This window comes from Pseudomonas sp. PDM28 (genome assembly GCF_019219115.1).
Lineage (GTDB): Bacteria > Pseudomonadota > Gammaproteobacteria > Pseudomonadales > Pseudomonadaceae > Aquipseudomonas > Aquipseudomonas laurylsulfatiphila.
In genome coordinates this window covers 265,890-288,916 of record NZ_JAHUWG010000010.1, presented here as the reverse complement: position 1 = coordinate 288,916, position 23,027 = coordinate 265,890, and the positions used below count along the sequence as shown (strand labels likewise).

At 62.1% G+C, this 23,027-nt stretch carries 18 protein-coding genes and 2 pseudogenes; 9 read left to right on the top strand and 11 right to left on the bottom strand.

Features of this window, described 5'->3' with window-relative positions; genetic code table 11:
• Window positions 1-871: 871 nt before the first annotated feature.
• From KW841_RS30155 to KW841_RS23340, 3 genes and pseudogenes are all read right to left on the bottom strand, one after another.
• Window positions 872-1,897 (bottom strand): annotated as a pseudogene (locus tag KW841_RS30155) (methyl-accepting chemotaxis protein); the annotation flags it as partial.
• A 372-nt stretch (window positions 1,898-2,269) separates the two neighbouring features.
• Window positions 2,270-2,779: pseudogene (locus KW841_RS30150) on the bottom strand (cache domain-containing protein); the annotation flags it as partial.
• A gap of 273 nt (window positions 2,780-3,052) precedes the next feature.
• Window positions 3,053-4,375 (bottom strand): hypothetical protein, encoded by a 1,323-nt coding sequence (locus KW841_RS23340; RefSeq protein WP_007972137.1) that lies wholly within the window; start codon window positions 4,373-4,375, stop codon window positions 3,053-3,055.
• A 281-nt stretch (window positions 4,376-4,656) separates the two neighbouring features.
• Between KW841_RS23340 and KW841_RS23335 the strand changes: the two genes are divergently transcribed.
• From KW841_RS23335 to KW841_RS23325, 3 genes are all read left to right on the top strand, one after another.
• Complete coding sequence (locus tag KW841_RS23335) at window positions 4,657-5,046, top strand: cytochrome c family protein (RefSeq protein ID WP_218479957.1); 390 nt, start codon at window positions 4,657-4,659, stop codon at window positions 5,044-5,046.
• A 101-nt stretch (window positions 5,047-5,147) separates the two neighbouring features.
• Window positions 5,148-6,638 carry an aldehyde dehydrogenase family protein gene (locus tag KW841_RS23330; protein WP_218479956.1) on the top strand — a complete coding sequence of 497 codons (1,491 nt, stop codon included), beginning with the start codon at window positions 5,148-5,150 and terminating at the stop codon, window positions 6,636-6,638.
• A gap of 232 nt (window positions 6,639-6,870) precedes the next feature.
• Complete coding sequence (locus tag KW841_RS23325; protein WP_218479955.1) at window positions 6,871-8,466, top strand: ABC-F family ATP-binding cassette domain-containing protein; 1,596 nt, start codon at window positions 6,871-6,873, stop codon at window positions 8,464-8,466.
• A 33-nt stretch (window positions 8,467-8,499) separates the two neighbouring features.
• Here KW841_RS23325 and KW841_RS23320 read toward each other — a convergent pair whose 3' ends face one another.
• From KW841_RS23320 to KW841_RS23305, 4 genes are all read right to left on the bottom strand, one after another.
• Window positions 8,500-10,884 carry a DUF3772 domain-containing protein gene (locus KW841_RS23320; RefSeq protein ID WP_218479954.1) on the bottom strand — a complete coding sequence of 795 codons (2,385 nt, stop codon included), beginning with the start codon at window positions 10,882-10,884 and terminating at the stop codon, window positions 8,500-8,502.
• A 107-nt stretch (window positions 10,885-10,991) separates the two neighbouring features.
• A complete protein-coding gene (locus KW841_RS23315) occupies window positions 10,992-12,422 on the bottom strand; it encodes a heavy metal sensor histidine kinase (protein WP_218479953.1) in 1,431 nt (476 codons plus the stop codon).
• Between the two features lie 8 nt (window positions 12,423-12,430).
• Window positions 12,431-13,102: a heavy metal response regulator transcription factor gene (locus KW841_RS23310; RefSeq protein WP_007979096.1), complete on the bottom strand. Its 672-nt coding sequence runs from the start codon at window positions 13,100-13,102 to the stop codon at window positions 12,431-12,433.
• Window positions 13,103-13,187: 85 nt separating this feature from the next.
• The gene (locus KW841_RS23305; RefSeq protein WP_218479952.1) at window positions 13,188-13,445 is read right to left on the bottom strand and encodes a DUF2790 domain-containing protein; all 258 of its coding nucleotides are present in this window, start codon (window positions 13,443-13,445) and stop codon (window positions 13,188-13,190) included.
• A gap of 376 nt (window positions 13,446-13,821) precedes the next feature.
• On the opposite strand from KW841_RS23305, the gene KW841_RS23300 reads away from it, so the two are divergent.
• From KW841_RS23300 to KW841_RS23290, 3 genes are read left to right on the top strand one after another with little or no spacing between them, the layout of a single operon-like run.
• Window positions 13,822-14,787, top strand: a complete 966-nt coding sequence (locus KW841_RS23300; protein WP_218479951.1) for a tripartite tricarboxylate transporter substrate binding protein — start codon at window positions 13,822-13,824, stop codon at window positions 14,785-14,787.
• A gap of 1 nt (window position 14,788) precedes the next feature.
• Entirely contained in the window at window positions 14,789-15,274 is a 486-nt protein-coding gene (locus KW841_RS23295; protein ID WP_218479950.1) for a tripartite tricarboxylate transporter TctB family protein, read from the top strand.
• A 15-nt stretch (window positions 15,275-15,289) separates the two neighbouring features.
• On the top strand, window positions 15,290-16,798 hold the full coding sequence (locus KW841_RS23290; protein ID WP_218479949.1) for a tripartite tricarboxylate transporter permease: 1,509 nt from the start codon (window positions 15,290-15,292) through the stop codon (window positions 16,796-16,798).
• Between the two features lie 215 nt (window positions 16,799-17,013).
• Here KW841_RS23290 and KW841_RS23285 read toward each other — a convergent pair whose 3' ends face one another.
• Complete coding sequence (locus KW841_RS23285; protein ID WP_218479948.1) at window positions 17,014-17,901, bottom strand: LysR substrate-binding domain-containing protein; 888 nt, start codon at window positions 17,899-17,901, stop codon at window positions 17,014-17,016.
• A 157-nt stretch (window positions 17,902-18,058) separates the two neighbouring features.
• Here KW841_RS23285 and KW841_RS23280 point away from each other — a divergent pair, with 157 nt between their 5' ends.
• Window positions 18,059-19,360 (top strand): FAD-binding oxidoreductase, encoded by a 1,302-nt coding sequence (locus tag KW841_RS23280; protein WP_218479947.1) that lies wholly within the window; start codon window positions 18,059-18,061, stop codon window positions 19,358-19,360.
• 55 nt (window positions 19,361-19,415) lie between these two features.
• The gene (locus KW841_RS23275) at window positions 19,416-20,504 is read left to right on the top strand and encodes a polyamine ABC transporter substrate-binding protein (RefSeq protein WP_218479946.1); all 1,089 of its coding nucleotides are present in this window, start codon (window positions 19,416-19,418) and stop codon (window positions 20,502-20,504) included.
• Window positions 20,505-20,509: 5 nt separating this feature from the next.
• Here KW841_RS23275 and grxC read toward each other — a convergent pair whose 3' ends face one another.
• On the bottom strand, window positions 20,510-20,761 hold the full coding sequence (gene grxC, locus KW841_RS23270; protein WP_218479945.1) for a glutaredoxin 3: 252 nt from the start codon (window positions 20,759-20,761) through the stop codon (window positions 20,510-20,512).
• Between the two features lie 25 nt (window positions 20,762-20,786).
• Window positions 20,787-21,305 (bottom strand): carboxymuconolactone decarboxylase family protein, encoded by a 519-nt coding sequence (locus KW841_RS23265; protein ID WP_218479944.1) that lies wholly within the window; start codon window positions 21,303-21,305, stop codon window positions 20,787-20,789.
• Between the two features lie 134 nt (window positions 21,306-21,439).
• Between KW841_RS23265 and KW841_RS23260 the strand changes: the two genes are divergently transcribed.
• Window positions 21,440-22,255, top strand: a complete 816-nt coding sequence (locus KW841_RS23260; protein WP_218479943.1) for an AraC family transcriptional regulator — start codon at window positions 21,440-21,442, stop codon at window positions 22,253-22,255.
• A 267-nt stretch (window positions 22,256-22,522) separates the two neighbouring features.
• Here the strand turns inward: KW841_RS23260 and KW841_RS23255 are convergent, their stop codons facing one another.
• The gene (locus tag KW841_RS23255) at window positions 22,523-22,954 is read right to left on the bottom strand and encodes a nuclear transport factor 2 family protein (RefSeq protein WP_218479942.1); all 432 of its coding nucleotides are present in this window, start codon (window positions 22,952-22,954) and stop codon (window positions 22,523-22,525) included.
• Between the last annotated feature and the right edge of the window lie 73 nt (window positions 22,955-23,027).

Here is a 23,027-nt window from a genome sequence, read left to right as displayed (position 1 = left end):
GAAAATCCAAATGTGGGAGCGAGCTTGCTCGCGAAGTCGGGGTGTCAGGCGACGATGATGTTGGATGTGCTGGCCTCTTCGCGGGCAAGCCCGCTCCCACAGGGATCTCTGGTAAACACAAGATCTGTGCATGGCAGAGATTCAAATGTGGGAGCGGGCTTGCTCGCGAAGTCGGGGTGTCAGGCGACGGGGATGTTGGCTGTGCTGGCCTCTTCGCGGGCAAGCCCGCTCCCACAGGGATCTTTGGTTAACACAAGATTTGTGTATGGCAGAGATCCAAATGTGGGAGCGGGCTTGCTCGCGAATGCGGGGTGTCAGGCGACGGGGATGTTGGCTGTGCTGGCCTCTTCGCGGGCAAGCCCGCTCCCACAGGGATCTCTGGTAAACACAGGATTTGTGCATGGCAGAGATTCAAATGTGGGAGCGGGCTTGCTCGCGAAGGCGGGGTGTCAGGCGACGGGGATGTTGGCTGTGCTGGCCTCTTCGCGGGCAAGCCCGCTCCCACAGGGATCTCTGGTAAACACAAGATCTGTGCATGGCAGAGATTCAAATGTGGGAGCGGGCTTGCTCGCGAAGGCGGGGTGTCAGGCGACGGGGATGTTGGCTGTGCTGGCCTCTTCGCGGGCAAGCCCGCTCCCACAGGGATCTTTGGTGAACACAAGATTTGTGTATGGCAGAAAATCCAGATGTGGGAGCGGGCTTGCTCGCGAATGCGGGGTGTCAGGCGACGGTGATGTTGGCTGTGCTGGCCTCATCGCGGGCAAGCCCGCTCCCACAGGGATCTCTGGTTAACACAAGATTTGTGTATGGCAGAGATTCAAATGTGGGAGCGAGCCTGCTCGCGAAGACGGTGTATCAGGCAACTCCGATCTCAGATCCGAAAACTCCCCACCAGCTGATTCAACCGCCCGGCCTGTTGCTCCAGCTCGGTACAGGCGCGCAACGTCGCTTGCAGGTTCTCCACCCCTTGCTGGTTCAAGGTGTTGATCCGGGTGATGTCGACATTAAGGGCTTCGACCACCGCCGTCTGTTCTTCCGTGGCGGCGGCGACGGACTGGTTGACGTTGTCGATCTCGCCGATGCGCTGGGTCACGCTGCCCAGGCGGGAGCCGGCGAGGTTGGCGATGGTGACGCTTTCTTCGCTGTGGCGCTGGCTCTCGGTCATGGTGGTGACCGATTCGCGCGCGCCCACTTGAAGCTCTTCGATCATCTGCTGGATCTCCAGCGCCGAGGCCTGGGTGCGTCCGGCCAGGCTGCGCACTTCGTCCGCCACTACCGCAAAGCCACGACCCGCTTCACCGGCCCGCGCCGCTTCGATGGCCGCGTTGAGCGCCAGCAGGTTGGTCTGCTGGGAAATACCCTTGATCACTTCGAGGATCTGCCCGATGTTCACGGTCTTGTCGTTGAGCACTTCGATGTTGGCGCACGAGGCACTGATCTTGCCCGACAGTTCGTGCATCACCTCGATCGTGCGCTGCACCACCTGGCGTCCGTCTTCGGCCTGTTGTCGGGCACCGGACGCCTGGTGCGAGGCATCGCTGGCGTTGTGGGCGATCTCCTGGGCGGCTGCGCCCAATTGGTTGATCGCCGCCGCCACGCTGCTGGTGCGGGTGGATTGATCGTCGAAATTGCTCAGCGAAGCGTTCGATGCATTCAGCACGCGCCGGGCACCCTCATTGACGCCTAGGGCCGCCGAGGACACCTCGCGCATCGACTGGTGGATGCGTTCGACAAAGCGGTTGAAGGCGGTCGCCAGTTGACCGATTTCATCCCGCGATTGCACCTGCAGGCGCCGGGTCAGGTCGCCTTCGCCGAGGGAGATATCCTCCATCACGCGGGTCAGCACTTGCAGCGGCCGGGTAATGCGCCGCGCCGTGTACCCGATCAACAGCAGGCCGAGCAGGGCCGAGCCGCCACCGAGGAGCAACTCCAGCGCGGTGCTTTGCACGCCTTGGGCATCGAGTTCTTTTTGCAAGGTGGTCACCGGCGCCAGCAGGACGTTTTGCGGCACGCCGACCAGCACGCCCCACGGTGCGGCGCCGGCAATCGGTGACAGCGGCTCAAGCACCTCGATCTGCCGGGCGTCGACAAACACCTTGGGTTTGCCCCGGTGCAAGGCGTCCATCACCTCGGCGCTGTCCATCGGCTGGCCGAGGCGGCTGACGTCCTGGCTGTTGGCGGAGATCACCCCGCGCGGGCTGACGATGCTGATCTGACCGTTGCCTTCGAACAACTCACGGGCGCTGGCCTGGCTGTTCTGTTGCAGGGCGGCGAGGTTGATGTCGAGCCCGACCACGGCGATCACCTTGCCGTTTTCCAGCAGCGGGAAGGCCACGCTGGTCACCAGTTTGCGGCTGCCGGACGCCTCGTCGAAATAGGGCTCGAGCACACAGGCCTGACGGGTGTCGCGGGCGCAGGTATAGAAGGCGTTGTAGGGCGCACCGCTCGGCCCCGGCTCGGTGTTGGCGAGCAGGCCTTCGTCGCCGATCACCGCTTGCAGCTCGCCGGGTTTGCTCTGCACCCAATACAGGGCGAAGCGCCCGGTTTCGTTGCTGCCAATGTCCGCCTGATGGGCGAAAGCGGCGTCGTCGCCGTCGAGTCCACCGGGTTCGAAAATGACATAAAGCCCGAGCAGGTCGGGCTTGTCGATCAAGGCCTGGTGAAGCTGGGTACTCAGCTCCCGGCGCAGTTGCTGGCGGGTCAGGCTGCCCTGTTGTTGCAGTTGTCGCAGGTACAACAGGTAGCGCGATAACCCCTGACCGTACTCGTGGGTCTGCATGAAGGTGCGTTGCACTTGCATGGCCTGCACTTTGCCCAGGGCCTGCATGTGTTCCCTGGCCGCATTGGCGAGCATGTCACCACTGGCTTGTGCAACCTGCTGGCTGCTCTTGTGAGTCTGATAGAGCGACAAGCCCATCAGCAGGCCGACGACCAGCAGCAGGCAGAGCCCGGCGAGGAGGGCGATCTTGCTCTGGATCGTCAGGAGTTTCTTGTGCATTGGAAATACCTTTTTCCACGTGGGCAATGACGCCGCCATTGCCCACGACCGAGGTTAGAAACCGGTGACGAACAGCAGTTGGGCGTAGACGTTCCGGTCGTTGTTGCCCAGTTGCGTGCCGCCGTTTTCGGCGCTCTTGTCCGGCTGGAAGATGCCCACCAGCGGCATCACGGTCAGGTGGTCGTTGACGTGCCATTCGGCATACAGGTCGACTTCGTGGCCGTCGGTATTGCCCAGGCTGCGGTCGATGGTGTCGAAGTTGAAGTACAGCGCGCCCAGGTTAAGGTTTTCCAGCGGGGAGACTTTCAGCCCGACGTTCTGAATCCGCGAGTTGCTGTTGAACGGCCCGGCGTAGTTGCCCGCCACTTCACCCTGGAACCAGGTGCCATAACCCCGGCTCATGCCGTAGAACAAGGTGTCGTAGCCTTCCGAGAAACGGCTGTAGCGGTAGCTGACGTTCGGGGTCCAGATCGCGTCGGAGAAGGTCCAGCCGGCTTCCAGGTACCAGGCGTCTTCGGTGGCGGCGTGGGGTTTGTCCTGCTTGGCGTATTCGCCGGACAGGAACAGGTCTTTCACTCCGGCATTGCCCGCCGCGCGCACGCTATAGGTCTTCATGCCGTCGCGTTCGAGCTGGATCGGCGAGGCGTACTGCTCGTCGATGTCGGTGGTCTTGATGTAGGTCAGGCCCACCGTGCCGGCCTCGGCCACGTGTTCCAGGGTGCCGACGTACATTTCGGTCTTGGCCTGGGCGCGGTTGTCGGACTTGAGCCACATCAGGTCGCTGCGCCAGCCTTCCTTGCCGCCCAGGCGCAATACGGCGGTTTCGTCGAAGGCTTTGCGAGCGGCCAGGTAGTAGGCGCCGCCACGGTTGAACTCGCCGTCGGCCAGGCCCTTGCCCATATTCAGGGCGTCGCCGTCGATCAGGAAGCCATCGCCGACCACGATGTTCTGGCGGCCGAAGGACAGGTCCACACCGTCCTTGCCCAACGCGCCAAACAGATCGGCCGAGCGCCAGCCGAGGTAGGCGTCTTCGAACTTGGTGGTGCGTTCCGTACCATCGCTGAAACCGGCGGCATCGCCGTCGCCCCAGGTGCCGGAGCTGAGCAGGTTGCCCGCGCCGTAAGCCGTGCCCGCACCGCCCAGGCCCTTGTCGAAACTCAAACCGTATTTGATGTAGCCCTCGCGCCACGACGAGGAACCTTCGTCGAGACGGCCGGACAGGGCGTAGTTTTCCTGGCTGTGGAAAATGCCGAACGCGGCTTCGAGGGTGGCGTTCAGATGGCTGTCATCATCGGCGTACAGCTCATAGGCATTGGCCTGGCCGGCGCTGATCATCAGCGCGAGCGTCGAGAGACGAAGCAAGGGGGACTTGAGCATGGTGTGGCATCCGTTCTTGTTCTTGAGCGCAGGTTTGCGGTCTGCCCGGATACTAAGTCGCGGCTTTCGTTTGCCCTTTTCCCTGTTTGCCAATTAGTTGGTTGTGCATGCCAGATTGTCCGGTTTGGCAGCCCGGCCAACATAACTGGCACGCAGGGCAAAACCTGCGTGCCGACGACCGCCGACAATCCCCAGCAAGCTGCCGAAGCACCTGGCCTCGGCATTTTTTGGTGTTGTGTTCGCCTGCTGGCGAGCGCGTGGATTTTCAAGGGCGTTTTCTTATGTTCACTTCGTTGCGTTTGCCCCTCATCGGCTTGCTGTCCTTCACCCTGGTTCAGGCGGTGTCTGCCGCCGAGTGCGCCACGGATACCCAGCGTGGTGCCGAAGTGTTTGCCACTGAGTGCAGCGTCTGCCACGCGGTGACCCAGGGTACGACCGGGATGATGGGGCCGAACCTGTTCGGCGTGTACGGGCGCAAGTCCGGCTCGCTGCCGGGCTTCAGCTACTCCCAGGCCATGCGCGACAAAGACGTCAGCTGGCAAGCCGAGAACATCACGCAATTGATCACTCAGCCCCAGGCCTTCGTGCCGGGCACTTACATGCCGTACATGGGCCTGGCTTCCGCCGACGACCGCCAGGCGGTCGCGTGCTTTCTCAAAGATCAAAAGTGATCAGTCGAATTTCCGCCTGACAACCACCAACCCCTGTGGGAGCTGGCTTGCCAGCGAAGACGGCCTTGAGTCGGCTCCTGCAACTGAATGAAAGGTGAATTATGAGCAACGTTGAAATCCTGCCGCAGGTTGCTGCATTCCTCGAACGTCGTCACGGCTGCTTCATTGACGGCCAGTGGGTGTTTGCCGCGGGCGACAGCATCGCCGTGGTCAACCCGGCCACCGGGCAAACCCTGTGCGAAACCCTGGATGCGCCGCTGGAGATCGTCGAGCGCGCCGTACAGTCGTCGCACAAGGCGTTCAAATCCGGCGTGTGGTCGAGCCTGCGCCCGGCCGACCGTGAGCGCATCCTGCTGAACTTCACCCGCCTGGTCGAAGAACACGCCGAAGAACTGGCCCAGCTGGAAACCCTGAGCCAGGGCAAGTCGATCAATATGGCCCGTGCGCTTGACCTGAGCGCCACCGTGGAATTCATGCGCTACATGTCCGGCTGGGCGACCAAGATCGAAGGGCAGACCTTCGACGTGTCGATCCCGCTGCCACCGGGCGCGAAATTCACCGCGTTCACCAAACGTGAGCCGGTGGGCGTGGTGGTCGGCATCGTGCCGTGGAACTTCCCGCTGCTGATCGCCGCCTGGAAGCTGATGCCGGCCCTGGCCACCGGTTGCACGGTGATCATCAAGCCAGCGATGGAAACTCCGTTGACCGCCATGCGCCTGGCCGAACTGGCGCTGGAAGCGGGCATCCCGGCCGGCGTATTCAACGTGGTCACCGGTGGCGGTGCCTCGGTCGGCGGTGTGCTGACCTCGCATCCACTGGTGAGCAAGGTGTCGTTCACCGGTTCCACCGCCGTGGGCAAGAGCGTCGGCGTGGCGTGCATGGAAAACATGACGCGCTTCTCCCTGGAACTGGGCGGCAAGAACCCGATGATCGTGCTCGCCGATGCCGACATCGAAAAAGCCGTGCAGGGCGCGATCCTCGGTGGCCTGCTGAACAACGGCCAGGTCTGCGCCGCGGCATCGCGCTTCTATGTGCACCGCTCGATCCACGACAAATTCGTCGAGGCCCTGGCCGCCGTGGTCTCGGCGATGCCGATTGGCGCGGGCATGAACGGTGACGCGGCGATCAACCCGCTGGTGTCGCGCAAGCAACAACAAAGCGTGCTCAGGCATATCGAACTGGCCCGCCAGGAAGGTGCGCGGGTGGTCGCTGGCGGTGAGTTGCTGGAGGGCGACGGCTTCTTCGTGCAGCCGACCATCCTGGCGGACATCGACCACAGCATGGCCGTGGCCCGCGAAGAAGTGTTCGGCCCGGTGCTGGGCGTGATGCCGTTCGACGACGAAGACGCCGTGATCGAACTGGCCAACGACAACCGCTACGGCCTGGCCGCCAGCCTGTGGACCAACGACCTGGGCAAAGCCATGAACCTGGTGCCACGCATCGAAGCCGGTACCGTATGGGTCAACGCCCACGTACTGCTCGACCCGGCAATGCCGTTCGGTGGCGTCAAGCAATCGGGCATGGGCCGCGAGTTCGGTCGCGCGGTGATCGAGGCCTACACCGAGCTCAAGTCGGTGTGTATCGCGCATTGAGTAACATCCAGCAACTGGCGCAGCTTGCGCCAGTTGCTACAGGGACTTTTGCTGCCAGTGCCAGTGCCAGTGCCAGTGCCAGTGCGGCGCAGGCAACACATCTAAAGTCGGCTCATGCCATCGATATCTATTTAGAAGGGTGGCAACGAATTTTCAGCATGAGTCTGACGGAACTTTCTGAAAATCATGGCTGTTGTTGCGATCAATGCGGTTTGTTGGTTGTATGGGCGTCATGACTCAACGGTTATTCCAACTTGATCAAGTGTCCTTCAACCTGCCCGACGGGCGCGTGTTGCTCGATCACTTGAACCACACCTTCAGTCCCAGGGCCACGGGAATCGTCGGCGCCAATGGCTGTGGCAAGTCCTTGCTTGGCCGGCTCCTGACGGGGGAGCAACAGCCCACCAGCGGCATCGTCCGTCGCGAAGGACGGGTTTACGCCGTGGCGCAGTTACTGGAACCGGAGCGTTATCCCAGCGTTGCCGCGCTGGCCGGGGTCGCCCCTATTCTGGCGGCGCTGGATCGCATTGCCCAAGGCAGCGTCGACGATGACGACCATTCGCTGGCGGTCGACCAATGGGACTGTGCCACTCGTCTTGAGGCGCAGCTTGCGCAGATCGGGCTGGGTCATTTGAACGCCGACTCCCGTACCGACGCAATCAGTGGTGGCGAGCGACAGCGGGTGGCACTACTGGGGGCATGGCTCTCCAGAGCCGACTGGCTCATTCTCGATGAACCCAGCAACCACCTCGATAGGGATCAGCAACACAAGCTCGCGCAGCAGATCGATCGCTGGCCGAGCGGCCTGGTGTTGATCAGTCACGACCGAGGGCTTTTGGAGCACATGGACGAAATCGTCGAGCTGTCGCCATTGGGGCTGGCGGCTTATGGCGGCAACTACAGTCAGTATGCGGCGGCGCGCGAGCAGGAGCAGCAGGCGTTCCAGTCGGCATTGCAAGGTGAGCGGGCGCAGGCCAAACGCGAGCAACGCGAGATGGCCATACAGATGGAGCGTCAGCAGCGACGCAATGCCCGTGGCGACCGTCAGGCTCGCGATGGTAACCAGACCAAGCTCATCACCAACGCCCAGAAAGAACGCAGCGAAAACAGCCAGGGCAAGTTGCGCTTGAACCAGCAGTTGGCCCGGGAACAGCAGCAACAACGAATCACCGAGGCCAGGGCGCGGTGTGCGCCCGACATTCAACGCATGATGCTGTCTCCGGAAAGCGTAGTGCCCAATGGCAAGCTGGTTGTGCAACTCAACGACGTCATTCTCCCGTACGGTTACGCAGCACCGATCAATCTGACGCTGACCGGGCCTATGCGCATGGCGATCCTGGGGGCCAACGGCAGCGGCAAGTCGACGCTGTTGCGAGTGATCGCCGGCCAACTGCCGGTGCGCGAAGGCGAACTCATGCGCAGTTGCCATGTCGGCTGGCTGGATCAACACGCCGGGTTGCAGCACCCCGAACGCACGGCGGTGCAATGGCTCCACGAGAGCAATCCTGAGTTGCCTGAGGCCGAGGCGCGGACCCGCCTGGCCCAGATGGGAATTGATGCAGACCGTGCGGTGCTCAAGACCTGCCAGTTGAGTGGCGGCGAACGCCTGAAAATAGCGCTCGCTGCGCAGTTGTATGCACAGCGTCCACCGCAATTGCTGTTGCTGGACGAACCGGATAACCATTTGGATCTGCCCAGTAGAATCGCGCTGGAGCAGATGCTCAATCAATATCAAGGGGCATTGATCGTGGTCTCTCACGACCCTGCTTTTTTGCAGGCGATACAACTGGATAGCGACGTCCATCTCAAGCGCCAGTTGTCCGCTTAATGCTGCGCTCACATCGTTAGCACTTTGATTGCGTCACGCAACCGGCGGTTTCGCCAGTTCAATACCGGCAGCACCCAGGCGCTTGAGAATTTCAAACAGCAACTCGCTCCTGATCGCCCCGACCGTGCGCGGGCTGCCGACGTAGCCGGTGATGGTCAAGGTGATGCCTTCCGGTTTCAGCTGGCTGAAGCGCAAGAACGGTGCCGGTTTATCCAGGATGGATTCGTGCTCGGTGTAGCTGTCCATCAGCAGGTTTTGCACCAGTTCCGGATCGATATCCAGCGGGAACATCAGTTCGAGTATCACCACGCCCTGGGCGCTGCCGCCGAGGGTGACGTTGCGCAGGTTCTGCGAAATCAGGTGGGAGTTGGGCACGATCATGATCGAGCGGTCGGCGAGTTGTATTTCCGTGGCCCGCACGTTGATCCGTCGTATGTCGCCTTCGACGCCACTGATGCTGATCAGGTCGCCGACCTTCACCGGGCGCTCGGTCAGCAGGATCAGGCCGGAGATGAAATTCTTCACGATCTCCTGCAGGCCGAAGCCGATGCCCACTGACAGGGCGCTGACGATCCAGGCCAGGTTGGTCCACTTGATCCCCAGCGACGACAGCGTGAGCAGCACGACCAACGCGTATCCGATGTTGGCGAACAGCGTGCTCAGCGAGGCGCACATGCCCGGGTCCATCTCGGTTTTCGGCAGGAACTCGGCGTCCAGCCAGCGGCGTAGCGTGCGAATCAGGTAGACACCGATCAGCAGTGTCAGGAAGGCGCGCATCAAGTTGTCCGGGACGATGTTCAGCTTGCGCAGCCCTTCGCCACCGAGAATGGCCGCGGTGCTGGTGACCAATTGCCCGAACGTCGTACCGACGCCGCCGACAAACAACGCAATGACGCCGACCAGCATCAGGATGGCGCGGCCCGCCCCGGAAAACACCGTGCATATCTGCTCCAGGCGTGGATTGCCGATGCCCAGCAGCTGTTTGATCGCCTTGCCGGTAGGTTGCCGGGGTGAAAAAAGCGATTCGCAGGTGTCCTGGTACACCTGCGTGAGCAGGTAGAACGCGGCGAAGACGATGAAAATCCACACCATTTCATAGGTGATGAACCGGGCCATCGTCACGTAGCCGATCACCAGGGCGAACAGGGATACCACCACGGCAATGCCGGCAAACACATAAATCAGGCCGGCGGACGTGGTGACGCCTTCGGGAGTCTCTCCGGCAACGATCAGCGCCCGTCGGGTCTTGCTGACGCGCAACAGCAGCGCGCCGATCACCAGTGCCACGACCAACGCCACGATTCCCCGGCCGAACAACACCACTTCGGCGCTCATGCCGGTGACGTTGCTCATCTGCACCAGTGTGACCAGCACCAGCAGCAGGCTGGCCAGCCGCCTGGGGTAGGGTTCCATCGCCAGCGCCACCGGATCGGCGATATCGGGCAGGCGCCATGAAGGATGTTTGGTCGACAGCAACGCGCGGCTCAACCCGGTGATCATCACGCAGGTATAGGCCAGCTTTTCCAGGTACTGCGCCAGGTCGGCCAGCAACGGGGTGTAGGGCAGTTGCCGGGTCGCGGCAAAGTGCAGCAATTGCAGGGCGATGCCGGCGCTCAGCACCGTCGCCAGTACCGAGGCCAATGCCAGGGAGCTGCGCCGTAACCGGCCTTCGGGCATTCGATGAATGCACAGCCACGCCAGACCCCGACCGGCGAGTTTTCGCCCCAGGCTCCAGATGACCAGGGCCAGCACCAGCAGGGAGGCCGTGATTGCGCGTTGACCGGGTTGCCAGGCCGCCTGGTGCGTGACATTGAGTTGCTGGACGAGGGCGCTGAAACGTTGGCGGTCATCGAGCGGAAGATCGAACAATGGCGACCAGAACCGCGGGTTCAGGATGCTGTTGGTCTGCTGGGTCACCTCCGCCTCCAGCAGGCTGCGGCGAATACTGGCAATCTGGGTGATCAGCTCGGCGGCACTGACTTTCAGCGCAGCCAGGGTTTTGAGCTGGTTGTCGATCCTGTCTTTTTGCTCGCCGAGGGTGTCACGTTGGGTGGTAATGGCAGACGTCACCTGTGCGCTCTCGTCGAGCGGCACCGGCCCCAGCACGGTGAGTTGCGCCTGCAACTGCGCCTGTCCAGGCAGCAGCGATGTGGAGAGGCGTTCAATATTCTGGATCAGTGCCAGCACCAGGTCCTGCGAGCTTTCCAGCTGGGTGTAGGTGCTGGCCTGGGAAACCTGCTGCTTGAGGCTGTTCAGCTGGCTTTGCAACCCCAGCAATTCGCTGTCGGAGATGCTGATGACCGGGGCGGTGGGGGCGGGAGCAAGGGTGTCGGCCATGGTCGCCGCCGACAGCCATCCCGGGGTCGCCACCAGCAGTGCGAAGGCGACGTAAATCATTGACTTCCATACATTGCACATCGGCGAACTCGACGGTTTGTTAGTCACTTAGCCAAAGAGGTTAGGCCATGACTCGCAGCCTTGAGCGATGTTTTGTCGAAAGTGTCCGGCCGGTTTTCGCCCGGGCGCTACTCATGCTGTTGCCGCGCCGGGAAAAACAGTTCGAAGCAGGTGACGCCGTCGGCACTGCTGACATGGCAGGCGCCGTTGTGCAGTTGCATGATCGTCGCCACGATCGACAGGCCCAGGCCATTGGACTGGGCCGAGCGCTCGCGGGATTCATCGACCCGGTAGAAGCGTTCGAACAGCCGTGGCAGATGCTGCGCCGGGATGGTCTGGCCGTGGTTGCGCACTTGCACCTGGATGCCGTCGGCGGTCGGGTTGGCGTGAATGCACAGCTCGGAATGCGGCGCGCCGTACTTGATGGCGTTGGCGCACAGGTTGGCCAGGGCACGGCGCAGCAACATGGGCTCGGCCCAGATCAGGCCGCTGCCTTGGGCATTGATGCTGATGCCTACATCGGTCGCCGGGCCTTCGAAATAGTCGGCCATGCGTTGCATTTCGTCGGCGGCATCCAGTTCCTGACGCTGGCGCAAGGCGCTGCGCGGATCGGTGCGGGCCAGGAACAGCATGTTGTCGAGCATGCGCGCCAGGCGTTCAAGCTCTTCGACATTGGAGGCCAGCAACTGCTGATAGGCGTCGGTGCTGCGGTTCTGCTGCAAGGCCACCTGGGTTTCGCCGAGCAGGTTGTTGATCGGCGTGCGCAGTTCGTGGGCCATGTCGGTCGATACCTGCCCCAGTTGCACAAAGCCTTTGTCCATGCGGTCGAGCATGGCGTTGAAGGCGTCGATCATCGGCAGCAGCTCCAGCGGTGCGCCCTGGCTGTCGAGGCGCTCGTTGAGGTTGCCGACGTCGATGCTCTGGGTGTGGCGGGCCAGGCGCCGCACCGGCAACAGGCCGCGATGCACCAGCACATAACCGGACAATGCCAGCAGAATCGCGGCCACGGTGGCGAACAGGTAGACGTTGAGCCGGTAATCGGCGAGCACGGCGGTGCGTTCGGTCATCAGGCGCCCGGTCACCACTTGCAGGCTGCCCAGGTCCCCGGAGTCGATGGTCGCGGCCAGGGCGGAAAACGGCACGCCGTTGACGTTGGGCAAATGCTGCACGTCGTCCAGGGTCAGTCGATGATCCATCGCCACCGGGGTCAGTACCGGCATTTTCAGGTTGCCCGGGTTGACCACCAGCAACGGCGGTTGCCCCGGGGTGCCGATGGTCAACAGGGCCTCGCGGTTGCCCATCATGTTCTGGAACAGCGCCGGTTTGGCCTTGATCAGATCCAGGGTGTTGCTGTCGTTGAGGAAGGTACGCAACTGGTCGATGCGGGTGATCAGGGCAATGTCGTCGCGATGGATCAGCTCGCGTTCCAGGTCGCGGTACAGAGCGACACCGAGCAGCGCCAGCGAGACAAATGCCAGCAGGGCAAACACCAGCGCCAGGCGCAGGGTCAGGGAGTGGCTCAGACGGGAGGCGGATCGCAGCGGCGTCATGGCATTCATGGGGCCATTCAAGGTTGAGTGTCGAAGCGATAACCGATGCCGCGCACGCTGTGGATCAGCTTGAGCTGGAACGGGTCGTCGATTTTCAGGCGCAGGCGACGCACCGCGACATCGACGACATTGGTGTCACTGTCGAAATTCATGTCCCAGACCCGCGAGGCGATCATCGAGCGTGACAGCACTTCGCCCTGATGCGTGGCGAACAGGTGCAGCAGGGCAAATTCCTTGTTGGTCAGGGTGATGCGGTTGCCGGCGCGGCTGACGCGACGCTTGAGCACGTCGATCTGCAGGTCGTCGACATGCAGGTGTTCGTCTTCCCGGGTAGGGCCGCGGCGGGTCAGGGTGCGCAGGCGCGCCACCAGTTCGGCGAAGGAAAAGGGTTTGATCAGGTAATCGTCGGCGCCCAGTTCGAGGCCCTTGATACGGTCGGCGATGTCATCCCTGGCGGTGAGGAACAGCACCGGTGTGTCGGCTTCCTTGCGCAGGCGGCGCAGGACTTCCCAGCCATCCATCTTCGGCATCATGACGTCCAGCACGATTACGTCGAAGTCGTGTTCCAGGGCCAGGTGCAGGCCATCGACGCCGTCGCGCGCCAGGTTCACGGTGTATCCGAGTTCCTGCAGGCCGTTGAGCAGGTAATTGCCGGCCTTGGGTTCGTCTTCGACTACGAGGATGTTCATGGCAAACCTGCCTGGTTCGGTCGGGCTACGGGGGCGCATCAGTGGCGCAAGTGTAGCCCGATCGGTGGTGATGGCAGGCATCTGGTCAGTTCTCGCCCAGGCAGTTCACCCCCTGAACCTGATAGTCCAGTTGATGCTCGCGACCCTGGTGGTCGAGGTAGTTGAACTGCGCGGGCACGATGCCGCACTTGCCGTTGAGGTCGGTCATGGACAGCACTTTGGCCACGTCCACCGGGACATAGAAGCCGTCCTGGTCGTGGATGATTGGCGAGGTGGACTGGGTGGCGGCAAATGCCGAGCCGGTGGCGAGCAGGGCGGCAAGGCCCGCGATCAACAGTTTCATGACGAATCTCTCTCTACAAGGGCTGGGTGGCTGCCGGGTCTGGCCTGACAGTGAGTTCAGGCTAACGGTGTGATCCGGACAGCCGACCAACAACTTGATGACAAAGCTGTAATGAAACGCCCCTGCAACACCGCAATCCCCTGTGGGAGCGAGCTTGCTCGCGATGACTGAGTGTCAGTCGACATTTTCGTGTCTGACACACTGCTATCGCGAGCAAGCTCGCTCCCACAGGGAGGTGCAGCGCCTTTGGCAGGTGGTTTAAGCAAAACAGATCAACCCGCGGATCCATGGCCTAAGCTTGTTTGCAGGCCCATGCTCTTCGAACTCCTCGATGGGCCAGCGGCACCTATAAAAACAACGCAATCAGGAGATGCCCATGTCCGCTTTGATCCGTCGTTTCAGTCGCTGCATGGCCGCCGGTTTGACCGCTGCCGTGCTTGCCGCACCGGCCTTCGCCCTCGATACCGTGAAATTCATGGCCCCGGGCTCGGTGGGCGGTGGTTATGACCAGACTGCCCGTGTGCTGGGCAAGGCCATGGTCGAGGCCAATACGGCCAAGGCCGTGACCTTCGAGAACAAGGGTGGGGCGGGCGGGACCCTGGGGTTGGCGCAATTTGCCAACAGCACCAAGGGCGATCCGAATGCGTTGCTGGTGGTCGGCGCGATCATGGTCGCGGGCATCGAACAGAACAAACCGCAGATCAGCCTGAAGGATGTGACGCCCATTGCCCGGCTGTTCACCGAGTACAACGTGATCGCCGTGCGCAAGGAATCGGAATACAAGACCCTCGATGACCTGATCAAGGCCTTCAAGGACAAGCCGACGAGCATCACCTGGGGCGGCGGCTCCAAGGGCTCGGTGGATCACATCGGCATTGCCGAGCTGGCGGGCAAACTGGACGTGCCGGTCAACAAGGTGAACTACGTGGCGTTTGGTGGCGGTGGCGAGGTGGTTGCCCAGGCGCTGGGCGGCCAGCTCAAGGTAATCACCGGCGGTTTCGCCGAACTGGGCCAGTACATCAAGAGCGGTCAGTTCCGTGTCCTGGCCATCGGCGCGCCGGAGCGTGTTCCCGGCATTGACGCACCGACCCTCAAGGAGAGCGGCTATGACGTGACGATCGGCAACTGGCGCGGCGTTTACGGTGCGGCGGGCCTTACCCCGCAGCAGCGCAAAGAGGTGATCGACGCTGTGGTGGCCGCTACCAACAGCAAGGTCTGGCAGGACAATATCCAGGCCAACGCCTGGACGCCCAGCGTGTTGACCGGCGATGAGTTCGGCAAATTCGTCGAGGAAGAACACGTGCGGTTGCGCGCTATGCTGGTCAAGGTCGGGCTGCTTTGAGATGGCCACACTGCGCGCAGTGGTGCCGACGCAATTGGCGGTCGGCATCGGCCTGATCGCCATCAGCGTCATGTTGGCGTTGGGTGCCTACCGGTTTCCGCCGGAAATGGGTTTCGTCATCCTCCCGGCCTACGTTTACCCCTATGTGGTGGCGGCGTTTCTCGGCGCTGTGGGTCTGTTGCTGAGCTATCAGGCGCTCAGCGGCGGTTTTCGCGAGCTGGATAACGACGACACGGGCACGGTGCCCGGAGGAAAAACCGGCGCCGCCTGGGTGACCGCCGGGCTTGTCGGGGTGGCGCTGCTGATCAATCTCATCGGTTTTGTGCTGGCCGCCGGCTTGTTGTTCGCCTGTTCGGCGCGGGGGTTCGGCAGTCGTCATCCGCTGCGGGACCTGGCCATCGGTATTGCCCTGACCCTGCCGATCTACTGGCTGTTCAACGCCGGGCTGGGGGTTTCCCTGCCGTCGCTGATCAACATCTGGCTTTGAAAGGAGATAGACACCGTGGACATTCTTTCAAGCCTGGCGATGGGTTTTTCCTCGGCACTGACCCCGATCAACCTGATGTGGGGGTTCATCGGCTGCCTGCTCGGCACCGCCATCGGCGTGCTGCCGGGGATCGGTCCGGCGCTGACGGTGGCCCTGCTGTTGCCGATCACCGCCAAGGTCGACCCCACAGGCGCACTGATCATGTTCGCCGGTATCTACTACGGTGCGCAGTTCGGCGGTTCCACCACCTCGATCCTGCTCAACACCCCGGGTGAATCGTCTTCCATGGTCACGGCCCTGGAGGGCAACCAGATGGCCCGCAACGGCCGCGCCGGCCCTGCGCTGGCAACGGCGGCGATAGGCTCCTTCGTCGCGGGCACCATCGCCACGGTTTTGCTGACGCTGTTTGCGCCGGTTGTGGCCAGGCTGGCGCTGAATTTCGGCCCGACCGAATATTTCGCGATCCTGGTGCTGTCGTTCACCACCGTGTCGGCGGTGCTCGGCGCCTCGATGCTGCGAGGGTTTGCTTCGCTGGGCGTCGGGCTGACCATCGGTTTGATCGGCCTGGACTCGACCTCGGGCATTGCCCGCTACACCCTGGGCGTTCCCGAATTGGTGGACGGTATCGAGGTGGTGCTGGTGGCGGTCGGTTTGTTCGCCGTGGGCGAGGCCTTGTACAGCTTGCTCTATCAAACGCAATCGAACGAAGGGCGGCATCGCCTGACCTCGTTGTGGATGACCCGTGCCGACTGGAAACGCTCGGTGCCCGCGTGGCTTCGCGGCACGCTGATCGGCTTTCCGTTTGGTTCGATTCCGGCCGGCGGTGCGGAGATCCCGACCTTTCTGTCCTATTCCACCGAGCGCAAGCTCAGCAAGTACCCCAAGGAGTTTTCCGCCAACAAGGGCGAGGGCGCCATCGAAGGCGTCGCCGGCCCCGAAGCGGCCAACAATGCCAGCGCGACCGGGTCCCTGGTGCCGTTGCTGACCCTGGGCATCCCGACGTCCGCGACCGCGGCGATCCTCCTGGCCGCGTTCCAGAACTACAACCTGCAACCGGGGCCGATGCTGTTCGAAACCTCCGCCGACCTGGTCTGGACGCTGGTGGCCTCGCTGTACATCGGCAACGTCATCCTGCTGGTGTTGAACCTGCCGCTGGTGGGGCTGTGGGTCAAACTGCTGCAGATCCCCCGGCCGTACCTGAATGCCGGCATCCTGGTATTCGCCACCATCGGCGTGTATGGCATGCGCCACTCATCCTTCGACCTGCTGCTGATGTTGGCGATTGGCTGGGGCGGTGTGCTGATGCGGCGGTTCGACTTCCCCGTCGCCCCGGTGATCGTCGGCATGCTGCTGGGGCCGATGGCCGAGAAACAACTGCGCAACGCCTTGTCCATCGGCCAGGGCGACTGGACGGTGTTTGTCACGCAACCGATCTCGGCGTTCTTTCTTGCCCTGACGCTGCTGGTGCTGGTGGTGCCTCATGTGTTGCATAAGCGCGGGATCAAGTTGCATGAGGATGATTGAGCAATCCCTGTGGGGGCGGTGTGTCAGTGAAATAATGTTCAACTGACCCGACGCCTTCGCGGGCAAGCCCGCTCCCACAGGGTTAGTGGGTGTACGCAGTATTCGTGAACAACAGAAATTACTGTGGGAGCGGGCTTGCCCGCGAAGGCGGTGTGTCATTCAACAGATAAGTTGACTGATCCGACGCCTTCGCGAGCAAGCCCGCTCCCACAAGGTCATGCAGTGGTTTGTGCGGTGAACCACTGCATGACCGGCGCGCACGCCGGATGGGTGGCCGCCGAGGGCTGCAGGCACAACGAGTAAATCCCTCGGGTTTTCAACGGTTCACCAAACGGAATCACCAGTTCACCGCGCTGGATCGACTCGCCAGCCAGGGTCATGTCGGTCATCGCCACCCCCAGCCCCCGGGCGGCGGCATCGAGCGCCAGTTCGTCGAGGTTGAAGGGGATATGCCGATACTCCTGCAACGCCTTGCCGCCATTGGCTGACAACCATACCTGCCAGTCATGTTGATCGGAGGAGCGGTGCAGCAACGCGAACCCCGACAGATCTTCCAGCGAAGCCAATGGCCGGGTCGGGGTGCCCAGCCCTGGCGCGCACACCGGCACCAGGGCTTCCTCGAACAGCGTCAGGCAATCGGGCGCCGTGGACGGTTCAGGCAGATAGAGAATGTAGGCGTCGCTGTCACTGGCAGGTTCCACCACTTCCGTGGCCACGGTTTCGATTGCCAGGGATACGTCCGGGTGATGCCGGTAGAAATCGTTCAGTTTGGGCAACAGCCAGCGCACTGCCAGTGACACGTGCATGCGAATGCGGAACGGGCGTTGTCTGGGCGCGAGCCGGTCTTCCAGCGACCTTAGTTGCTCAAGGATGGTGCGAGCGCTGGCCAGCACCTGGTCGCCTTCCGGGGTCAGTTGCAGGCTGCGGCTGCTGCGCACGAACAACGCGACACCGAAGTGGCTCTCCAGTTGCTGGATCTGTCGGCTCACGGCGCTTTGGGTCAGGCAGAGCTTTTGCGCCGCCTGGGTGAAACTGCCTGACCCGGCGACCTCGACCAGGGCCTGCAAGCCCTGCAGCGAGGGCACGTGGCGTAGTTTATCCATGCGTTTTCGGAATGCCTCGATGATTTAATAACGTTGGTTGTCCGCGTTATCAGCCTTTAGATTCTAGTCATAGACACCGTTCACGAAAACCATTTATGCGATTTCTGCATAAAGCATTGATCGAGACGGTTCACAGAACAAGAACCTGAGGTGACGCATGGAAAATATCTGTGGCTGGATTGCGCAAGCGGGGAGTTCTCCGTTGCGCGATCCGCTCAAAGGCACGCAGCACGCCGACTGGCTGGTGATCGGCGCCGGCATTACCGGCCTCAGCGCGGCGCACGCTCTGGCGCACATGCACCCCCAGGCACGCATTGTTGTCGTTGACCGTCAGCGGGCTGCGCAGGGGGCATCGGCGCGTAACTCCGGGTTTGTGGTGGCCCACGAACATCCCGTCGCCAGCGAACTGTTGGGCAGCGCCGGGTTCGCCGGTTATCAAGTGGATACGGCGATCGGCCGCGCCGCTGCCGATGAAGTGCGCAAGCAGATCGCCCGGCTGGGCATCGAGTGCGACTTCAGGGAATCGGGCTATTTCTTTGCCGTCAGCGATCCACGCAAGCTGAGCGACGTCGAGGCCAAGTTGCAGACCTTGCGGGCCGTAGGCGCCAGCGCGCAGTTCCTGCAAGGCGAGCAACTGACCGAGAAACTCGGCACCCGCCACTACCGTGCCGGAATCTGGTGCGGCAATGGCAATGCGCTGCTGCAACCGGCCAAGTACGTGAAGGGCCTGCTCGATACCTTGCCGCCGACAGTGACGGTCCATGAGAACAGCGATATCGCAGGTCTTGAGCGCCTCGGCGACGGCCGGATTCGTGCCCGCGGCCAAGACGGCTGCGTTGAAGCCAAACGGGTGCTGGTCTGCCTGAACGCCTTCATTCCTCGTTCAGGGATCGACGACAGCGGCACCTTCGCGATGGAACTCAGCGCCAGCCTCACGCGACCGCTCAGCGATCAAGAGTTTCAAGCCCTGGGTGCGCCAGCGTCCTGGGGCGTGCTGTCGACCCGTCCGTTGGGCGCCACGGTGCGCCTGACGCCGGATCGCCGGGTGATGATCCGCAACACCGCGGAATACCGTTCCCGGGATTTGTCATTGAGCGAGCTGTCGGCCCGTCGCCAACACCACGTGCTGGGGTTGCAACGGCGTTTCCCGATGCTCGGCGAGCAGGACATCGAATACACCTGGACCGGTCATCTCAGCGCTTCGCGCTCCGGGCAACCGTACTTCGCGAAAGTCGAAGAGGGCGTGTTCGCCGTGGCCGGGTGCAACGGTTCCGGCGTGGCGCGGGGCACGTTGTGGGGCCGCCTGCTCGCGGAAATGGCCTCGGACGGTGATTCACCGCTGCTGCAATCGGTGATCTCGCGGGCACAACCCGGCTGGCTGCCGCCCAAGCCGCTGCTCGACATCGGTGCCATGCTGCGTATGCGCGTGGAAACGGTTCGGGCCAGAAGCGAAGTCTGAACAACACGAACTTCACAACAAGAACAACAGCACTTCCCATCGAAGGTGATTCAACATGCGCGTCAATACGCTTTCCCTTGTGGCCCTGATCTCGACCTTTTCCGCTGTCGCCTGCGCCGACGAAACCGTCAATATCTCCAACTGGAACGGTTACATCGCCGACGACACCTTGCCCGACTTCACCAAGGCAACCGGGATCAAGGCGACCTACGACATCCATGACAGCAACGAAGTGCTGGAGTCGAAGCTGATGACCGGCAATACCGGTTATGACGTGGTCAGCCCGTCGAACCACTTCCTGTCGCGCCTGATCAAGGCCGGCGCGATCCAGAAACTCGACAGGAGCCAGTTGCCCAACTGGAAAAACCTCGACCCGGCATTGATGAAGAAGCTCGAGGTCAACGACCCGGGCAACCAGTATGGCTTCCCTTACATGTGGGGCACGGCGGGCATTGGCTACAACGTCGAGAAGATCAAGGCGATCTTCGGCAGTACCGACGTCACCCATTCCTGGAAGCTGTTCTTCGACGAGAACAACATCAAGAAACTCAGCGAGTGCGGCGTGGCGATCATCGACAACCCGACGCAGATCCTGCCGATCACGCTCAACTACCTGGGGCTGCCGCCTCATAGCCACGAGCCGGCCGACTACAAGAAAGCCGAGCAGGCACTGCTGAAGATCCGGCCTTACGTCCAGTATTTCCATGCGTCCAAGTACATCAGCGACCTGGCCAACGGCAACGTCTGCGCGGTGATCGGCTTCAACGGCGACATCGTGCAGGCGGCCGCCAGCGCCAGGGAAGCCAGGAACGGGATCGACATTGCCTACTCGATCCCGGACGAAGGTTCCACCTTGTGGCTGGACATGGTGGTCATGCCCAAGAGCGCGCCACACGAGAAGAACGGCTACGCCTACATGAACTACCTGCTGGAGCCGAAGGTGATTGCCAACATCAGCAACAGCATCCACTACGCCAACCCCAACAGTGCGGCGGATGCCTTCGTCGACCCGGCGGTGAAGCAGGACCTGGCGATCTATCCGCCGAAAACCGTGATGGACAAGCTGTTTACCGTCGAGGACTTGCCCGCAGCCATCGCACGCCTCAGCACGCGCTTGTGGACCAAGCTGAAAACCAATACCTGACCGCTTCAGGCCAGCATCGACATCAGTGCGCCCTGACGATCCAGCTTGGCGAGGTCGTCGAAGCCGCCGATGTGCGTGTCGCCGATGAAAATCTGCGGCACGCTGCGGCGCTGGCTGCGGCTGAGCATTTCCTCGAACTTCCCGGCTTCGCGCTGAATGTTGATCTCTTCGATCGTTACGCCTTTACTCGCCAGCAAAGCCTTGGCGTTGCGGCAGTAAGGGCAGGTGTCGGTGGTGTACAGGGTCACGGTGTTCATGGTGGATCCTCCGTCGTTCAAGTGCTCAGGCGTCAATGGCCGGGAAGTCGATGTCGGTCAGTGCCGTGTTGTTCAGGTAGTTGGTCAACGTTTGCGAAGCCACATGGGCGATCACTTCGATGATCTTGCCGTCGTCGATACCCGCGTTACGGGCAGCGGCGATCTGCTCGACGCTCAGGTGGCCACGGCTTTCGGTGACCTGGCGGGCGAGGGTGGCTATGGCGTTGAGCTCGCCGTGTCGTGCGCTGAGGATCTCTTGCCTGGACAGCCCGGCCTTGCCGGCAAACAGCGTGTGAGCGGCCAGGCAGTAGTCGCAGCCGTTGACTTGCGAAGTGGCGAGGAACACCGCTTCCTTTTCCGTGGCGCTCAGGGACGTCTTGCCCAGTGCGGCCGAGTTTTGCAGATACGAGGCCAGCACGGCCGGTGCGTGGGCCAGGACTTTGAAGACGTTGGGCAGAAAACCGATTTTCTTCTGCACGCCTTCCAGCAGCGGGCGGGTGGTGTCGGTGGCGTTTTCCAGGCTGATCGGGGCAATGCGGGTCATGGTGATACTCCGTAATGTGAGGCGCGGAATGCGCTGGGTACGGAGCTCATGTTAGGGAGAAGGTCTGGTGTATTGGATGCAAATCGTCGAGGATATGCGACAGATCGTCCAGAACTGCCTTCGGGAGCCTTGTCATGGATCGCTTGTCCACGTTGCTCACCCATTTCGGCGTCAATGCCGGCACTTTCCATAGCGGAATGTTCTGCGGCACCGTCGCCTACGACGGCCAGCAGGCCAGCGGTCATTTACACCTGCTCCAGGCGGGGGAGTTGCTGCTCAAAATGGGCGACCAGCCGGACCTGCAACTGACCGAGCCGAGCCTGATCTTTTTCCCCCGGCCCTATCGACATCGTCTGTTTGCGTCTGAAGCATCCGGCACACAACTGGTGTGCGCGACCCTGGATTTCGACGGCGGTGCGGGCAATGCCCTGGCGGCGGCGCTGCCGGATTACCTGGTGCTCAAGCTCGATGAAATCCCGACCCTGGCCGGGACCCTGGAATGGCTGTTCAAGGAGGCGTTCGACGGTACGTGCGGGCGTGAAGCGGTGATGGATCGCCTGTTCGAGCTGCTGGTGATTCTGCTGCTGCGGCACATCCTGAGCACCACGGGCCAGCAACCGGGCATGATGGCGGGCCTTGCCGATGCGCGCCTGGCGCGGCCCCTCAGCCTGATGCATCAAAGCCCGGCCAAGGCCTGGAGCGTGGCCGAACTCTCGGTCGCCGCCAACATGTCGCGGGCCAGTTTCGCCGAACACTTTCGCCGGGTGGTCGGGCAGACGCCGGTGGATTACCTGGTGAGCTGGCGCATCAGCCTGGCGCAGAAGCGCCTGCGCGAGGGCCGGCCGATAGCGCTGATTGCCGAGGAAGTGGGTTATGAGAGCCCCTCGGCGCTGGCCCGGGCGTTCCGGCGCAAGACCGGGCTGAGCCCGCGGGAGTGGAAGGGCAACTGACCACCGCAAATCCCCTGTGGGAGCGGGCTTGCTCGCGAAGGCGGAGTGTCAGCTTGCACAAGTGTTGACTGACCTAGCGCTTTCGCGGGCAAGCCCGCTCCCACAGTTGAATGTTGCTGTGCACAAATTCCGGGTACGACATAAAGCCCCTTGTGGGAGCGGGCTTGCTCGCGAAAGCGGCATTTCAGTCGACATCATGGGTGTCTGACACTCCGCCTTCGCGGGCGAGCCCGCTCCCACAGGTTTTGTGGTGGCCTCAGTTGTGCATCAGAACTTGAATGCCTGCCGTCCCACCAACAGCCATCTACCGTCCTGCTTTTGCCAGATCTGGAAGTTCTCTATTTCAGTGGGCACCACTTCGGTGCCTTTGAGCGCTTGTGCCGAGAAATGGTGGCGGACCAGCGCGACATCGCCGGAGACGGTGATGGTCTGGTTTTGCATCTCAAGGGTCTTGAACGCGCTTTTGCCGGTTTCGATGTCGGCGATGAAGGCCTGCTTGTCCTGGATCTTGCCGCTGGAATGCCCGTAGGTCAGGTTCTCGGCGGTCAAGGCGTTCAGCTCCGGGATGTCCTTGTGCAGCATGGCCTGGGTCAGGTGGTCGACGGCCTGGGCCACGTCCTTGTCCGCGGCGGCCGGGGTGGCGGCGACGTAGCCGGTGAACAGGCACAGAAATCCAATCAGCACTTTTGCTTTTTTCATGGGTGTTTCCTTGTTGTTGTAGGGATGACGCGATGAATGGATGAGTATTCATCAGTCATCGTACAACTTAGCA